This window comes from Streptosporangium sp. NPDC000509 (assembly GCF_042898365.1).
Taxonomy (GTDB): domain Bacteria; phylum Actinomycetota; class Actinomycetes; order Streptosporangiales; family Streptosporangiaceae; genus Streptosporangium.
The window spans coordinates 109,426-125,168 of sequence record NZ_JBIAYX010000001.1 but is presented as its reverse complement, the minus strand read 5'-3'; the positions used below and the strand labels follow the sequence as shown (position 1 = coordinate 125,168).

The 15,743-nt window shown below is 69.5% G+C and carries 16 protein-coding genes and 2 tRNA genes; 9 read left to right on the top strand and 9 right to left on the bottom strand.

Annotated features, from left to right (window positions below; genetic code table 11):
- Positions 1-750, bottom strand: coding sequence for a glycoside hydrolase family 16 protein (locus ACFY3D_RS00420; RefSeq protein ID WP_389973018.1), 750 nt, complete (start codon positions 748-750; stop codon positions 1-3).
- A 111-nt stretch (positions 751-861) separates the two neighbouring features.
- Here ACFY3D_RS00420 and ACFY3D_RS00415 point away from each other — a divergent pair, with 111 nt between their 5' ends.
- Positions 862-1,815: a hypothetical protein gene (locus ACFY3D_RS00415; RefSeq protein ID WP_389973015.1), complete on the top strand. Its 954-nt coding sequence runs from the start codon at positions 862-864 to the stop codon at positions 1,813-1,815.
- Positions 1,816-2,018: 203 nt separating this feature from the next.
- On the opposite strand, the gene ACFY3D_RS00410 is transcribed toward ACFY3D_RS00415, so the two are convergent.
- A complete protein-coding gene (locus ACFY3D_RS00410; RefSeq protein WP_389973012.1) occupies positions 2,019-3,173 on the bottom strand; it encodes a glycosyltransferase in 1,155 nt (384 codons plus the stop codon).
- Between the two features lie 275 nt (positions 3,174-3,448).
- Complete coding sequence (locus ACFY3D_RS00405; protein WP_389973009.1) at positions 3,449-5,308, bottom strand: SpoIIE family protein phosphatase; 1,860 nt, start codon at positions 5,306-5,308, stop codon at positions 3,449-3,451.
- A 125-nt stretch (positions 5,309-5,433) separates the two neighbouring features.
- Here ACFY3D_RS00405 and ACFY3D_RS00400 point away from each other — a divergent pair, with 125 nt between their 5' ends.
- A complete protein-coding gene (locus tag ACFY3D_RS00400) occupies positions 5,434-6,156 on the top strand; it encodes an ANTAR domain-containing response regulator (protein ID WP_389973006.1) in 723 nt (240 codons plus the stop codon).
- A gap of 199 nt (positions 6,157-6,355) precedes the next feature.
- Here the strand turns inward: ACFY3D_RS00400 and ACFY3D_RS00395 are convergent, their stop codons facing one another.
- Positions 6,356-6,727 carry an STAS domain-containing protein gene (locus ACFY3D_RS00395; protein ID WP_350947028.1) on the bottom strand — a complete coding sequence of 124 codons (372 nt, stop codon included), beginning with the start codon at positions 6,725-6,727 and terminating at the stop codon, positions 6,356-6,358.
- A gap of 195 nt (positions 6,728-6,922) precedes the next feature.
- On the opposite strand from ACFY3D_RS00395, the gene ACFY3D_RS00390 reads away from it, so the two are divergent.
- Both ACFY3D_RS00390 and ACFY3D_RS00385 read left to right on the top strand, forming a co-directional pair.
- A complete protein-coding gene (locus ACFY3D_RS00390) occupies positions 6,923-7,699 on the top strand; it encodes a SigB/SigF/SigG family RNA polymerase sigma factor (protein WP_350947029.1) in 777 nt (258 codons plus the stop codon).
- A gap of 176 nt (positions 7,700-7,875) precedes the next feature.
- Positions 7,876-8,274 (top strand): ATP-binding protein, encoded by a 399-nt coding sequence (locus ACFY3D_RS00385; RefSeq protein ID WP_389973003.1) that lies wholly within the window; start codon positions 7,876-7,878, stop codon positions 8,272-8,274.
- A gap of 312 nt (positions 8,275-8,586) precedes the next feature.
- Here ACFY3D_RS00385 and ACFY3D_RS00380 read toward each other — a convergent pair whose 3' ends face one another.
- The 5 genes from ACFY3D_RS00380 to ACFY3D_RS00360 form a co-directional block, all read right to left on the bottom strand.
- Positions 8,587-8,781 (bottom strand): hypothetical protein, encoded by a 195-nt coding sequence (locus ACFY3D_RS00380; RefSeq protein ID WP_350947031.1) that lies wholly within the window; start codon positions 8,779-8,781, stop codon positions 8,587-8,589.
- 3 nt (positions 8,782-8,784) lie between these two features.
- Positions 8,785-9,585, bottom strand: a complete 801-nt coding sequence (locus ACFY3D_RS00375; protein ID WP_389973000.1) for a hypothetical protein — start codon at positions 9,583-9,585, stop codon at positions 8,785-8,787.
- A 5-nt stretch (positions 9,586-9,590) separates the two neighbouring features.
- Positions 9,591-10,298: a hypothetical protein gene (locus ACFY3D_RS00370; protein WP_389972997.1), complete on the bottom strand. Its 708-nt coding sequence runs from the start codon at positions 10,296-10,298 to the stop codon at positions 9,591-9,593.
- A gap of 224 nt (positions 10,299-10,522) precedes the next feature.
- Positions 10,523-10,596: transfer RNA gene (locus tag ACFY3D_RS00365), tRNA-Pro, on the bottom strand.
- A gap of 35 nt (positions 10,597-10,631) precedes the next feature.
- Positions 10,632-11,084, bottom strand: a complete 453-nt coding sequence (locus ACFY3D_RS00360) for a hypothetical protein (protein WP_389972994.1) — start codon at positions 11,082-11,084, stop codon at positions 10,632-10,634.
- A 112-nt stretch (positions 11,085-11,196) separates the two neighbouring features.
- Here ACFY3D_RS00360 and ACFY3D_RS00355 point away from each other — a divergent pair.
- The 5 genes from ACFY3D_RS00355 to ACFY3D_RS00335 all read left to right on the top strand — a co-directional run bounded on the left by ACFY3D_RS00355 (position 11,197) and on the right by ACFY3D_RS00335 (position 15,687).
- Positions 11,197-11,273: transfer RNA gene (locus ACFY3D_RS00355), tRNA-Pro, on the top strand.
- A 178-nt stretch (positions 11,274-11,451) separates the two neighbouring features.
- Complete coding sequence (locus ACFY3D_RS00350; RefSeq protein ID WP_389972991.1) at positions 11,452-11,934, top strand: hypothetical protein; 483 nt, start codon at positions 11,452-11,454, stop codon at positions 11,932-11,934.
- Between the two features lie 222 nt (positions 11,935-12,156).
- Positions 12,157-13,281 (top strand): FAD-binding oxidoreductase, encoded by a 1,125-nt coding sequence (locus tag ACFY3D_RS00345; protein ID WP_169988446.1) that lies wholly within the window; start codon positions 12,157-12,159, stop codon positions 13,279-13,281.
- 10 nt (positions 13,282-13,291) lie between these two features.
- Positions 13,292-14,644: an amidohydrolase family protein gene (locus ACFY3D_RS00340; protein ID WP_169988444.1), complete on the top strand. Its 1,353-nt coding sequence runs from the start codon at positions 13,292-13,294 to the stop codon at positions 14,642-14,644.
- 35 nt (positions 14,645-14,679) lie between these two features.
- Positions 14,680-15,687, top strand: coding sequence for a LacI family DNA-binding transcriptional regulator (locus ACFY3D_RS00335; protein WP_389972987.1), 1,008 nt, complete (start codon positions 14,680-14,682; stop codon positions 15,685-15,687).
- Positions 15,688-15,743 lie beyond the last annotated feature (56 nt).

The window sequence follows — 15,743 nt, the reverse complement described above, 5'->3', positions numbered from 1 at the left end:
TCAGACAGGGGCCCGGTAGATCTTCACCCAGTCCACGTACATGCTGACCGTCGGAGGAGTGGAGCCGTTACGGCACGGCGACCACTGGTTGCACGTCACGTCGTTCTGGAGCGTCAGGTGCATGGAGCGGCTCCTCGGCACGTTCGGCCCCCGGTAGTCCCACACCTTCCTGCCGTCCAGCCAGAACGTCAGCCGTCCGGGCAGCCAGTCGACCGCGACCGTGTGCCACCGGGTGAAGTCGGCCCTCATCTGCCGTTGGGCCTGCGGCCGCTCGCCGCGATGCACGAAGATCCCGCCCGACCTGCGGCTCGGATCGATGATCTCCGCGAAGTCGACCTCCGCGTACTCTCCGCCGTCCTGGTCGGACGGCCAGAGCAGCGCCACGGGGGTGTAGCCCGCGCCGCGTTCGGCGCGCAGCCGCACCTCCCAGCGCCCGTACCGCTGGGCGCCGCGGGTCGCGATGCCCCCCGACAGGTCCCTGCCGCCGTAGAAGCCGCCCTTGAGCCGCAGGACGCCGCCGCCCACGGTCGAGGCCCGTCCGGTGCGCGGGTTGGTCTCGGCGCCGGGGGAGTGGTAGACGACCCACTTGCGGTCGTCCACGCGGGTGCCGTTGAAGTTCTCCACCAGGATCGGGCTGCCCCACCCGCGCGGGGTGGACGGGTCCGTCCGCGCGGCCGCCCCCGTCGCGGGCAGCGAGGAGAGGGCGAGGGCGGCGGCCAGGACGCCCAGGAACGTGCCACGAATCGACATGGGGACATCAAAGCAACAATCGCACTCCAGTAACAGGGGTATTTCGTTTTCGCATACGTCCCACTGGTTCGGGGGGTGCCGTCCGGGTCAGGGTGTGCCACGATTCCGCACATGAACGACGTTGACGCCGTACGGCGAGCACTGGCCGGCCTGGTGGAGTCCGGCGAGCTCCGCCCCGAGCAGGTGGAGCCGGTCGCCCGCGCCGTCGGCGAGGCGTTGCGTGAGCCGGGGGCCGGCGACCGGGTCAGGTGGAGCGAGATCCTCGCGTACGTCGGCGGCGCACTCGTCCTGGCCGGTGCCGCGGCCTTCGTCGGCCTGGGCTGGGACCGGATGACCCAGCCGGCGAGGATCGCGGTCCTCGCCGTGGTCACGGTCCTCCTGCTCGCGGTGGCCGTGGGGCTCGGCGCGGCGGCGCGGTCGGCGACCGGCAGGACGGCCGCCGTGCAGGGCAGGGTCGCGGCCACGCTCGCCGCGCTGGGCTCGGCCACGGCGGCCCTGTGCGCGGGGGTGGTGGTCGACCGCCACGAGGGACTCGTCGCCGGGGTGGCCGGGCTGGTGGTCGCGGCGACGGCCTACGCGCTGCTGCCCACCGCGATCGGCCTGCTGGCCTGCGGCGGTTTCGCCCTGGTCACGGTGACCGGCCTGCTGGACGTCCTCGCCGGGCGGGAGGGCGCGGGCTGGGGCCTGGCCTATGTCGCGCTGGGCCTGCTCATCCTGACGGCCGCCCTGGCCGGGGTGCTCGTCCCGCGCGACCTCGGCCTGGGCATGGGGGCGGCGATCGCGCTCTTCGGCGGTCAGTGGCCCGTCCTGTGGGACGGAGGCGCCTGGGGATACTGGCTGACCGCGGCGATCGCGCTCGCCTGCCTGGCCCTGTACCGGCGGTGGCGCGCCTGGGTGCTGATCGTCAGTGGCGTGGCCGGGCTGACGCTCGCGGTCCCCGAGGCGGTCTGGGACTGGACGGACGGCGCCGTGGGCGGTGCGGTGATCCTGGTCCTGGCCGGGGTCGTCCTGCTGGCCGCCAGCGGCCTCGGCGTCGTCCTGCACCGTCGCGTGGCCCGGTCGTAGACGTCGCACGTACTCGCCGTGAGCCGTCATGTCCGTGCACGCGAGCGCGACACGACACGTCGAACGCCACCGAGGGCACCCTGTAGGTCACGCTTGTGCACACGGGCCCGACACGCGAAGACCGGGGACCCCTTCGAAGGGATCCCCGGTCTCGGAGCGTGTTCCGTGTGGCCCGCGGTGCCCGGCCGGCGCGGCGGACGCGGTCAGCGGGCGGAGCCGGAGAGCGCGGTCTCGTAGACGTGGACGAGCTCCTGGCTGATCCGCTCCCACGAGTAGCGGGACCGGGCGCGGTCGGCACCGGCGAAGCCGAGCGCGGTGCGGCGGGTCGGGTCGGCGAGCAGCTCGCGGGTCAGACGGGAGGTCTGCGCCGGGCGGTCGGCGGGCACCAGCAGGCCGGTCACCCCGTCCACCACGGAGTCGAGGTGGGCGCCCACGGCCGAGGCGATGACGGGGACGCCGCAGGCCATGGCCTCCAGCGCCACGACGCCCGCCGGAGCCTCCCTGGGAAGGGAGAGCACCACGTCGGCGCTGCGCATCAGCTTGGCGATCGAGGCGTGCGGGACGTGCCCGAGAACGGTGATCCGGTCGTCGACGCCGATCTCCTTGGCCAGCAGCATCATGCGGTGCGCCTCGGCGTCGTGCTCCAGGTCCACGGACGCGGGACCACCGGCGATGATCAGCTCGGCCTCGGGAATGCCCTCCAGCGCGCGGAGCGCGGTGTGCACGCCCTTGTCGGCCGTGAGCGGACCCACGTGCAGCAGGCGGGGGCGGGTGCCGCGCGTGGCGGCCGGACCCTGGCGGCGGAACCGCTCGACGTCGACGCCGCACGGGATGACCGAGATGTTGCGGCGCGGCACGCCCAGCCGGATCAGCGAGCTCTCCTCGTCACCGCACCCGGCGATCACCGCGCTGGCCCGGCGCCCGATGGCCCGCTGCAGCCGGACCTTCTTGGCGTCGCGGGAGTTCTCGCTGCTGAAGGTCTGGGTGAACGGGACGTTGAGGCCGTTCGCTCCGGCGATCGCGGCGAGCCCGCCGGTCCAGGAGTGCGCGTGGATGACGTCCGGGCGGTCCTGTCCCCAGCGGTGCATCAGCTGGTCGCCGAGGTCGGACAGGTAGGGCAGGACGCTGTCTTCCGGAAGGTCCTGCGCGGGGCCGGCGGTCAGGTTCTCCAGCGTGACGCCCTGCGACACGCGAACCCTGGCCTTCTCCGAGTCGGAGTTCCTACGGGTGTAGATCGTGACCTTGTGCTCGCGGCCGAGCTCACGGGCCACTGCCATCAGGTGAGCGCGCTGGGCGGCGAGATCGGACTCGTCCTGGGTGGAGGAGAGGGCCTCGGAGGAGACGAATGCAATGTTCACGGCACACCTCTGGGAGGAGATAGGCATAAAAAGCCTGTGATTCCTTCAGGGGTGCCTGCGTCTTAGGCACACGTCTGTATGAGGTCAACCATACCCCGATCCGCGCAGAAGCCAAACCCCTGAGGCGAAGCCGGGCCTCCCGACACGTCCCGCGCTGCCGCGACTCCTCGGCCCTGGAGCTCAGGACGTGTGATCGGCTCCCGCGTTCTTCCTGGTCAAGGGGATGTCGAGGTGTTCGCCCGGCTGTCAGCACCGAATTCGACCGGTTATCCGGCTCATACGACGCGAAGAGCGAGGATCACGATCTCATCCCAGACTCTCCCGCCGGAGAACGCGTGCCGGTCCTCCTCCACCGTCTTGACGATCTCGGCGGGGGACTGCGCCACGCAGCGCGCCAGCACGTCCGCCAGCCTGATCTCGCCGTAGGACTCACCCAGCTCGTTCTGCGAGGCGACCAGGCCGTCGGAGTAGAAGACCAGGGTCTGGCCCGAGGCCAGGGTGAGCTCCTCGGTGAACATCTCCGCCTCGGGAGCGATGCCCAGCGGAACGCCACCCCCCGCGGTGAACCGGACCCCGCCGTCGGGCAGCAGCAGCGCGGCCGGGTGGTGCCCCGCGCTGGCCAGCCTGATCCTGCGCGCCTTGATGAACCCGGTCACCGCCATCACGAACATGCCGTTGTGCTGGGCGTTCAGGGCCTGGTTCAGCTTGCGCATCACCTCGCCGGGGTCGGTCTCCCAGACGCTGAGCACGCGCAGGCCGTTGCGGACCATGGCGCTGACCGACGCGGCCTCCTCACCCTTGCCCGCGGCCCCTCCGAGGGCGAAACCCCATCCGTCGCCGACGCGGAAGACGTCGTAGAACTCGGCGCCGACCGGGCTGGAACCCGCGTTGTAGATGGCCGCGGCCTCGAATCCCGGGATGTCCGGCAGGCTCCTGGGCACCACGCTGGTCCGCAGCGCGTCGGCCGCCCGGGAACGGGTCTGGAAGCTGCGCCGCGCGCGCAGCGCGAGCCCCAGGTGGGCGCCGATCTCCTCCATCAGCCCCAGATCGGCGAGCGAGAACGGTTCGCGGTCGCGCAGCCGCACCAGGGTGAGGGCTCCCAGCACGCCGCTCTCGCCGCCGATCGGCACGATCAGCACCGAGGCGGCGCCCATCACCCGCAGCAGCGGCGGGCCACCGGGAACGTCACCGAGCAGCCTGTCGTCCTCCAGCATCTCGTGCACCACGCCGGAGCCGCCGGTCAGCACGTGCGCGACGGCCGGAGCGGTCAGCGGGTTCATCCCCTCGGCGAGGCGGAGCAGCTGGGCCACCGGCTTGTCGCTCGGGCCCAGCACGCAGGCACGTTTGGGCATGCCGTCGCGGACCACGTCGGCGATCACCCAGTCGGCCCACTCGGCGGCGAGCAGCCGGGCGGCCCTGGTGACGGTCACCGGCTGGCGCAGGCTCTCCTCGTCGAGCAGCAGGCGGGTCATCCTGGACAGCAGCTCCTGCCGGCGCGCCGCGGCCATCACCAGGGTGGCGTCCGAGCGGTCGGCCGGGCCGTGCGGCGGGCCCGCCACCTGCGCCTCCAGCGGCAAGATCATGACCGCGACCATCTCCTGCGGCTCTCCCGGCATCGTCAGCCGGGTGACGGCGAGCTGAACCGTGTGCGCGCGGCCCTGGTGGGCGAGCCGCGTCTGGAGGGTCGCGGTCTGGCCGCCCTGCTGGACCGCCGTCAGGTGCGAGCGGAACGCCGCCCGCCGGGAGACGTCGACGAACAGCGGGAACGAGCGGCCGATCAGGTATCCCGCCGGGCTGCCGAGCATCCGGGAGGTTTCGGCGCTGATCCGCCGCACCACCCCGGAGGCATCCAGCACCACCACGGGGATGGGGAAGGTGCGGAACACCTGCCGCAACAGCTTGAGCTCCCGCTGTGACCCGCTCTCCCGCTCTCCCGACCGTTTGGGCGCCTTGCGCAGCTCGCGCACCGAGGCGTCCAGCAGCTCACGGGCGGTGTCGAGCTCCGCCAGCGCCGCGTCGAGTGTGGACCGGGGGTCGGCGGGGTAGGCGGACTTCGCCTCGCGCAGGGAGGAGATCCTGGTGGTCAGCGCGTTCAGCGCCTGCTCCAGGGTCTGAAGGCCAATGGCGTCGGTCAATGCTCGTCCTCGTCAGGGGCCGGAGTGGGCTGGTCCCGTCGTAGACGGTACGCCACCCGGTGGGCCGAATCGATGCGCGGTCGGATAGTGGTTAAGTTAGCGACACAGGGGAGGGGAGTCGCGAGATGGACATGGTCACCCCCGTTCTCGCCCGGGACCTCGCCGCCCTCGGCAGGGTGAGCGAGGAAACGTCGAGTGAGAGCGTGCTACGCGGTCTCACAGCCACTCTCGCAGGCGGCGTGCCCGGTTGCGCGGGCGGCTCCGCCGAGCTCTGGCGACAGGAACGGATGGTCGTCTCAGCTTCCCACAGCGAGCTCATCGTCCTGCTCGACAGCGAGGGGGAGATCGGCGAGGGGCCCTCGTCCGAGGCCCGCGCCACCGGGCGCCACGTGATCGTCCAGGACGTCCTGCACGAGCCCCGCTGGCCCGCCTACGCCGGCATGGCCGTGCGCTGCGGCGTCCGCTCGGTCCTGGCGATGCCCATCGTCATCGAGCACGCCGTCCTGGTCCTCGGCATGTACGGGGTGCGTCCCGGCGTCTTCGCGGCCAGGAACGTCCCTCCGCTCGCCGACATGCTCGCCGAACAGGTGGGTGTGGCCCTCGCCAACATGTGGGACTACGACGAGGTACGCACCGACGCGGCCCAGATGCAGGAGGCCCTCGCGGGCCGGGCGATCATCGACCAGGCCAAGGGCATCATCATGAAGTCCAGCGGCTGCTCGGCCGAGGCCGCCTTCGACGAGTTGCGCCGCATCTCGCAGCACCACCAGGTGAAGGTCGCGGACCTGGCCAAGCTGCTGGTCGAGGAGCACCAGCGCAACCGCGAGACGAAGAAGAGAGAGGGCTGAGGTCCCGGTGGGGGGCGGTTTCCGGCGGCCGGCGGCCGGCGGCCGGCGGCCGGCCCGGGATCGTCAGGAGAGCACCGGGGGGCCGTCACCGGTCGGCTCCGCCTTCCGCACGTGCCCCTGCCCGAACCCGGGCGGTAACCCGCCCCGCCTCCTCGGACATGGCCGACCCGCGACGAGGCGGCACGTGCGGAAAACGGGGCTATCCAAAGGCGGCGATCGCCTCGTCGATCGTGTCGTACAGGGGCAGCCGCTGGGCCAGCCCTGTGATCCACATCACCTTGGTCTTCGCGTACTCCACCCCGATGAGGGCGAACTTGGCGCCCGCGGTGGTGCTGACCTGCCAGTGGTGGACGATGAGTCCCAGCGCGCGCGAGTCCATGAAGGTCACACCGCTCAGATCCAGCGCCATGTCGAGACCGTGCTCGCCGGTCTCCGCCGCCAGGTAGTCGGCGAACTGATCCCTCGTCGTCGCGTCAAGCAGACCCGTCACCCGGATCACGTTGATCCCACTGACCAGCGCCGACGTGAGAGTCAGGGCTGCCGATCTCTCGCCGTTCTCCGACACCGTCACTCAGGGCCTCCTCGTGCCATTCGATTAGCAACCTTACTGTTACCTGGGGGCGAGTAATACTCCAGGATTCGGGGGAATACTGGAACCCAGAGGTCCAGCAGAGGGCCTCGCCTCGAAAATTGGTCGAGGCGATGCCGTCTGCCCGGATGTTGCTTCCGTGGTCGGCTCGCCCGACAGTAATACCAGGGAGCAGCAATGTCTGTTCAGGCACTCGAAATCACCGACATGACCGCTGAGGACCTCCTCGCCGAGATGTCCCTGCCTGAGATCTCCGAATACCGCGCCGAGCGCCTGCGTGAGCGCATCGTCGAGATGCACCGCCACCTCGCCATGGAGATCGCCCGCCGTTACCGCTACCGCGGCGAGCCGATGGAGGACCTCCTGCAGGCCGCGTACGTGGGGCTCATGAAGGCCATCAACGGCTTCGACCCGACCCTCGGGCACCCCTTCCGCGGCTACGCCGTGGTCACCATGACCGGTGAGGTCAAGCGCCACTTCCGCGACCGCACCTGGGCCATCCGCGTTCCCCGCGTCTACCAGGAGCGCAGGGCCGAGCTGAACCGCCTGGTCGCGGACCTCAGCCAGGACCTCGGCCGAGCCCCCACGGTCGCCGAGCTGGCCACGAAGATGAAGATCTCGGAAGAGGACGTCCTGCTCACCCTCGACGCCTCCGCCGCCTACAGCGCGCTCTCACTGGACGCCCCCCTCGGCGCCGACGACGACGCGGGCGCGCTGGGCGACGTGATCCCCGACGAGGACGACGCTCTGGGCACGCTCGTGGACCGCGAGGCGGTCAAGCCGCTGATCGACAAGTTGCCGGAGCGCGAGAAGAACATCCTCCTGCTGCGTTTCTTCGGCAACATGACCCAGGCCGAGATAGCGGCGGAATTCGGGATCTCCCAGATGCACGTGTCCCGTATCCTGCGGAAGGTGCTTGACCAGCTCCGTGAGGAACTTGTCGCCGAATGCTGAATAGACCGCCCGTTGCAGGGCACCCCAGTCGGCGACAACGGACGTGGCGTAAGGTGCGTTTGAATGGATCCCGGATGCTGAGGACAACGGCGAACGGGAACAGGGGAGGCGGATCTCGGGTGAACGAGGACGGTGTTCGTCCCGCTCGTTTCACGGCGAGTGGCGGCCGTTCCCGGATGATCCCCGCAGGCGCCGCCGTCGCCGAACTCGCCTTCTGCCTTCCCGATCTCCCCGACGTCCGCGACTTCGCCGCCGCCCAGGCCGTGCGGAGTGGCATGTCCCAGGAGAACCTCTCCGACTTCCTGGTGGCACTGAACGAGGTCGCCACCAACGCGGTCATCCACGGTCACACCACCGCCAAGGCGGTGTTGCGGATGTGGACGGTCGGCCGGACCCTCCTCGTGGAGATCCACGACGAGGGCCAGTGGGACCCGGGACCCGCTCCGGGCGAGACGCCTCCCGGCCCGCAGGCGACCAGCGGCATGGGGTTGTGGGTGGCCCGGATGGTCAGCTCCGACATCAAGTTCGAGACCGGGGCCTCGGGCACGTTCATCACGATGTCCTTCAAGGTCTGATTTTCTCCGGGGAGGTGCTCGGAGGCCCTGGAAAGCCGGTGGGCGGCGTACGTGGCCACGTACGCCGCCCACCGGCTTTTCCCGCACCTCCCTTCCTTCGCCGGCGCGAGGCGCGTCCCAGCGCCCTCGACGCCGGTTTCCGCATGCCCTGGAGGCCGTCGGGGGGCTTCCCCCGCAGCCGACGAAGATCAGGACAGTCGAAAGGGCCCCGTCCATGTGGACGGGGCCCTTTCCTTCGGCTCCTTCGGCGACCGTGTTCCCGATTCTCGGAGCAGACTTTCCCCGGTGCGGGGCAGCCGGTGAGCGGAGGGTCTAGCGCCTACGGCGCCAGCCGCCTCCACCCCCGCCGGTCCGCGGACCGGCCGAGCCGATCCCGGCCTGGTGCAGCGCCAGGAGCAGGAGTCCGAGAAGCAGGAAGCCTGTCCCGCTGATCGGGCCGAGTCTGGTGTTGATCAGATCGAGCAGGAATCCAAGGCCGAAAACGACGGCGGCGGCGATTGCGAGCATGGGTCACCTCGTCCCGGCGGAGATGTTCAGGAGCTGCTCCAAGGTCGCGCGGTAATCACGCAGAGCGGTCCGGAGATCTTCGGTGTCGTTCTTCTCGGTGTTCTTCCAACGCCCCTGGAGCTCGGTGGCCCGGGTCTCCAGCGCGTTCCTGAGGGAACCCGTGACCTCGTCGAGGAGGGAGTCGGCCCGTTCCACCGCGTCACGCGGATCGTCCACGAAACCGGCCTGGACCTCCTGCCAGCGCCGCCGTACGTCGTCGGCGTCCTGGTCGAACAGGGCTCCGGCCGTGGTGGGCGCGGTGGTGGCGGGCGTCTGGTCGGTCCGCTCGGCGTCGGTGAAGCCCGTGCTCTCGTCGAGCACGTCGTCCGGCCGGTCCGCGGTGCTTCCGGGGAGATCGGAGGCGACCGGGGAGTCGTACGCGCCGGTCACCGGCGTACCCGGGGTGGTGGCGGAGGGCTGCGCGTGGGCGAACGGGCTGTCGTTCCTGCCGTCACCGTCGAAGTCACCCGGCACGCCGTCGTTCGCCACGTCGCGCCGGTCGTCGTCGAACGAGGTGTCCGATTCGACGGCGGTGTGCCGGTCGTCGCTCGATTCGACGACGAGGACGTCGTCGCGGTCACTGATCAGCGGGTCGCGCGTCCCGGTGTCCGGGTCGAGGGACGAGGCCTCCGTGCGGCCGGCGTCACCGTGGTGCGGCTCCCGGAACTCGGGGGCGACCTCCTCGCCGTGGCGCGGCGTGTTCAGGTCGTCCTCGTCCGCCTTGTGGACCAGCCGGTCCTTGTCCGTGCTGAATCGGTCGTTCATTCGGGTCACCGTCCTTGGGGGTCGCGTCGCGGGGCTCGCTCGGCGTCGTCGATGGTCTCGGGCTGGGTGGAGTCCGGGTGCCGGGCGTCTCGGTCGGCGGGAATCGTGGCGTCCCGGTCGGCGGTCTCGGTCCGCCGGGAGTGCCGGTCGCCGTTGACCGAGGGGTCCGGGGTCGAGGTGCCGGGGGCCTCGAGCAACTCCTCGAACAGGGCGCGGTAGTGGACCATGGCCTGCCGGAGCTCCTCGGTGGAGGCCTCCTTACGGGCGGCCCGGGTGCTGATCTCGTGAGCCTGCCGGTAGTGGTCGAGGGTGCGGCCGTGCGCGACCGAAAGGTCGGAGAGCCGCTGCTCGAAGTCCTCGGTCGGGTAGCCCCGCTCCGCCATCACGGACGTGACCAGGTGGTCGGCCTCCGTCACCGCGAAGCCGGGAGCGTCCACGAAACGCTCCTGGACCTCCATCCACTTCTTCGCGTAGACCTCGCGCGTCCCGGCGTCCAGGGCGCGGATGTCGAGGGAGCTGAAGCGCTGCTCGCGGGCGATGAGCTCCTGCTCGGCATCGCGCCGGTTCTCACGCTCCTGCACGGTACGTTCGTATTCGGGGCCGAAACGGTCGCGAAGCCGGTGTCGGCGTTGCTGCTGCATCACGAAATAGCCGACTGCAGCGATCGCCACCACCGCGACCACGATGACGGCCACCCAGATCACGGTGGACATGTCTGCCTCCGGTCGTGTAGGCGCTTGTACCCGTGCGCTGCCCTGGGGTCAAGGCTCGAAACCGGTTGCCAACATCTCTGGCGTGCCACTATTTAGACTTGATTTGACGTTTTACCGCGATTTTTCGGGTATTGACCGTTTCTTTGCGGAGTTTCTGATCGTGGCCTCCTTCTCTGGCTTCGGCTGGTTTCCGGTGCTCACCCCTCCGTCCAGCCGAAACCCGGTCGGGACGACGGGCTTTGAACCTGCGACCCCTTGACCCCCCGTCAAGTGCGCCACCAAGCTGCGCTACGTCCCGGTCGCCCATCGCCCTCTCGGGCAGGACGTCATGATCTAGTGATCCTCGATGCCCTCAGAGGGCACGGTGACCTCAAGAGCCTTCCTGGCCTCGTTCAGCATCCTCTCGACGAGCCAGTCCTCAGAAGAGGCGGGAACCTCCAGGAACCCGCGACTCGGCTCGTACGAGATGTCCATCCCGGAGGCGACCAGCCGCCCGGCCCAGCGCAGCGCCGTGTTCAGCTTCTCGGCCGGGATCACCCGCCCCTGCGCCACGGACGAGAGATTGCGCAGGTTCGTCGCGGGTCCGGACTGGTTGTGCGCGCGGTCCAGCTTCCACGGGATGGCCCGCGAGTGGTCGAGCATCGGCTTCGAGAGACCTGCCGCCCGCTTCGCCTGCAAGATCCCCGACTCGCTCACCCCGAACCGCGCGGCCAGCTCCGCGTTCGACAACCCCTGCCCGGCCAGCCGCCGCAACTCCTCCTGGTCGATCAACGCCTTACGCCCCACGGTGCCCCTCGCCCTTCGCGCGATCGCCTGCCCTCGTGGGCGTCGCCGTGTGCGAAGCCCCCTCGATCTGCGCTAAGGTTATGACGTCCCGCCCGAGAGGGCGCAGGACAACCGGGACGTAGCGCAGCTTGGTAGCGCACTTGACTGGGGGTCAAGGGGTCGCAGGTTCAAATCCTGTCGTCCCGACCAGGTTTCAGCTGGTCGGCAAGGGTGTCACGTGATCACGTGACACCCTTTTCCGTTGCTGGATGACTAACTGAGTGACCAAGGTACTCCTAGCCAGAGCTTGGAGGCGGCTTGTCTCTGCTGTGCGAGCTATGGAGCAGAGAGTCGCCAGTTCTGGCAGTCGTCCCCGAGGCGGACCGTAGTGACCAAGCTATGGGCAGTTCGTATCTTCCGGGCGCGAGACACCTGCAAGCGAAATGCTTCTGTGGTCATGACTAAGCGCTTCACCGTTGACGGCTGGGATGCTCGGATCACTATTGGAGACATCTCTGATGAGGTGGTCCGTGCGACTGCTGTTGGTGATGCTGCTATTGGATCTCTGCTGGACGAGTACCTCGTGCCGAAGGGCGCTGATCGGCTTGCGGCACGAGACGCCCACATCATCGAGCAAGCGGCAAAGTTCCAACTTCCACAGGAGTGGGCTCAGCAAGATGGTCTCTACACGACGCTTACCGTCTTGCGTTCTGTAGAGGTTGAAGCTGCCGACTCTGAACGCGCCTCCTCGATGCACTTCTGGTTTGACCTGAACAGTGCTCTTCGTGTGGCAGGGGAAGTCCGGCAAGGACGCGATGACCTTCTTGAGCGTCACACAGGTCCTGAGCATGATCTGTCACGCAGATCATGAGACCCGACACCGTGCAGGGGCAGATTCGATTGACACGCGGAACGGCGCATGCTTTGTTTGTAACTAGTTACAGCAACTAGTTACTTTCGAGAGGGCGTAAGCCGTCGAGCCGAGGTCATCAGTTCTCTTTCATTCGCCCCGGCTTAGACGATGAGCGCCGAGATCGGCGACACCCGAAACGACCCGATAAGCCCCACGAAAGACGAGGGAGACCGGATCAGCATGGTCGAGCATGTGGTCGTCATCGGTGCCGGCGTCTACGGTGCGGCGGTGACCGCCGCGCTGACGCGGCGGGGCGCTCGTGTCACGGTCGTTGACGCCGGTGCACCGGCGGCTGGCAGCTCTGGTGCGACGTTCTCGTGGACCAACTCCTGCGGCAAGCAGCCGCGGTCGTACCACGATTTCAGCGTCGCGAGTATGGCGGCCCATCGCAAGCTGGCCACCGACGTGCCTCATGGCGACTGGTACCACGAGGGCGGCAACCTCGAATGGGCCGCCGACGACGCCGGGCGCGAGGCACTGCGCAAGAAGGTTGCGGGCGTCCTCGACTACGGATACGAGGCACGGTGGCTCAGCCGAGCGGAGGCGCTGGGCCTGGAACCGGACATGGACCCCGCCGAGTTGCCGGCAGGCGAGATCGCCTACTTCCCGCGCGAAGGCTGGATCGAGCCGGTGCGCCTGATCGCCCACCTGCTGTCGAGGGCGGTGGCCGGCGGTTCCGAACTGGCGGCGAACGACGCCGTCACCGCACTGGAGGTGACTGCGGGCACGGTGCGCGCCGTGCGGCTCGCCTCCGGCCGGCGGCTCCTCGCGGATGCGGTCGTGAACTGTGCAGGACCCCAGGCCGCCGGGATCGCCGCGCTGGCCGGACTGGTTCTGCCCATGCGCAACACCCGCGGTGTGCTCGTCTGCTCCTCACCGGTCGCGGTATCGGTCTCGCGCGTCATCCATGCCCCGCACGTCCACCTACGCCCGGATGGCGGCGGGCGGCTGCTGCTGCACACCCATGAGATCGACGGCACGGCACACGTGTCCGGCACCGGGGAGATCAGCGTCGACCCGTCGGCCATCGACAAGGTGGTCGAGGCCGGTCGTGCGCTGTACCCGGGAATGCGAGCCTCGACCGTGGAAGCCGTCCGGGTCGGTCAACGGCCCATCCCCGGCGACGGCCTGCCGGTACTCGGCCGGGTCGTCGCGCTGCCCAACTTCCACTTCGCGGTCTCGCACAGCGGCGCGACGCTCAGCGTGCACGCCGGCGACCTGGTCGCCGGCGAGGTGCTCGGTGAGGACCACGACGACGCGCTGGCCGCGTTCCGGTTCGAGCGGCCGGCACTGGCGGCCCGGTAACGGAGGGATCATGCGCACGATCGTCCTGCATGGCTGCGACCTGGTCGACGGCACGGGCACGGATCCACGGCACGGGGTGGACATCGTCGTCGCGGGGGGCACCATTCGCGAGATCGTTCCCGCGCGACCGGCTGACGCCTACGGCACGGTGGACGAGATCGTTGACGCGGCCGGAATGCTGATGATCCCCGGACTGATCAACAACCACACACATGGCACCGCGTACGGACCGCTGTTTCCCAGCGGACACGTGGGCCTGCCACACGAGCAGGTCCTCGCCAACCTCGACCGGCACCTGCTGGAAGGGACGACCACGGTGCTCTGCGTGGACGGGTTCGTCACCGCCGAGGCGCTCGCGCGCACCGGTGAAGTGCACCCGATCAACGTCAAACTCGCCTCGTGCAACACCCCGGCGTGCCTGGCGGCGGCGACCATCGCCGACGGCGGCGGCCTCACCGAGGCGAACCGCATGTTCACCGCGCGGCACGCGGTACGCGCCGGCGCGGTCGCGCTCGGCGAGATCGGGGCGGGACACACCCTCGGTGGGGGCGGGGCGAGTTACATGTACATCCCGGCCGAGATCGAGAGACGTACCGGCGTGAAGATCACACCCCGGCAGGCGAACGGGCTGAAGACCGCGGTGCTGGGCCGGCACATCTCGGAGAAGGCGTTCGATCGGGACCGTGTCGAAGAGGCCCTGGCGAGCGCGGGCCTGACTGGCACGCTCTCGGTCGAGGACACCCGTGAGATCGTCTCCGGCATCGTGCTGCCGGCCTTCGACATCGCCTTGCACGGGCTCGCCGAGGCGGCCGGGCAAGCTCGCGAGGCGGGTGTCCCGGTGCTGGTGCACAACGCGGCGGCATCGATGACCCAGGTCGCCTCCATCGCGGAGACGGACGTGACGCTGATCGCCGGGCACTCCAACCACTCGAGCTTCGAGCTCCGCGAGGCGGTCGAGCACGCCGGACGGCTCAAGGAGATGGGTGCGATCGTGGATGTCTCCACCCTGGACACCTTCGGGGCACAGCGGCTCACAACGGGGCCGGAATTGCTTTATGCGATGTTTTCCGCGGGGGTGGTCGACACGATCTCGACCGACTACGCGGGCGGCCACCACGACCCGATCCTGCTGGCGATCGACCGATCCATCAAGGCGGGTGTGGTGAGTCTGCCGGCGGCGGTCGCGATGGCGACCGCCAACGTCGCGGACGCCATCCCCGGCGTGGCGCCGCGGCGTGGCCGTATCCTGCCGGGAACGATCGCCGACCTCGTGCTGACGGACCCTGCGGAGCTCCACCACGTGGGGATCGTCATGGTCGGTGGCGAGATCGTCGCGAGAGCCGGTCGGCGCGTCGCCGCCTGACCGGCGCCGGAACTGCTGGGGGGACCGGGAGAATCATGGTGAAACGAGCGACCATCGGCGACGTCGCCGCGGACGCCGACGTGTCCACGGCCACGGTCTCCCGCGTCCTCAACGGCGGCGCCGTCACCGAGGCGACCACCACCCGGGTGTGGGAAGCGGTCGCTCGTCTCGAGTACACCCCCAACGCGCTCACCAGGGGCGTCTTCGCCGGACGCTCCAGCACGATCGGAGTCGTCATCCGCGACCTGAGCAGCCCGTTCTACCTGGACCTGATCCGCGGCATCGACGAGGTGGCGGCCGCAAACGACAGCCTCGTCATGCTCGCCAACACCTTCCATCGCGTCGACCGCGAGGTCGCCCAGGTACGGACCATGGACGAACAGAGGGTGCGTGGCCTGATCGTGACGACCGGCGAAGCGACCGATGGCCGGACACGCCGGATGGCCGAGAACGGCACCCCCTGCGTGATCATCGCGCGCTCCGTGCTGGACGCGCCGCCCGGCATGCACTCGATCAGCTTGGACAACGTCGAGGCCGGGCGGCTGATGGCCGTCCATCTGGCCGGGTGCGGGCGGTCGTCCATAGGCGTCGTGTCCTCGGGACGCCGCACGTCTCAGATCGAGCGCACGGCGGGGCTGAGGCGGGCCCTCGCGGACCTGGGGCTGCCCTTGCCCGAGGACGCGGTGATGGTCGCGGAAACCGAAGACGAGGTGAGCGGTGCCGTCGACACGCTGCTCGTCCGTGGCCGTGATCGCGGCGAGCCATTGGACGCGATCGTCTGCACCACCGGCCGACTCACCGTCGCGGTCCACGCGGCCCTCACCGCTCGCGGCATCGCCATCCCCGGCGACATCGCGTTCGTGACGATGGACGATTTTCCGTGGGCCACCGCGCTCGGGATCACCGTGATCGCCCAGCCCTCCTACCAGATGGGCCTGAAGGCGGGCGAACTCGTGGTCGACCGCCCCAGCGGGCCGGTCGAGTTGGTCTTCGCGCCTACGTTGGTCGCCCGCACCTCGTGCGGCGAGCGCCAGAAGGCCTGATCCCGTACCCCGGCAGCTCGGCGCTCCCGCCAAGCAGTCCAGCCCCGACTGCGCTG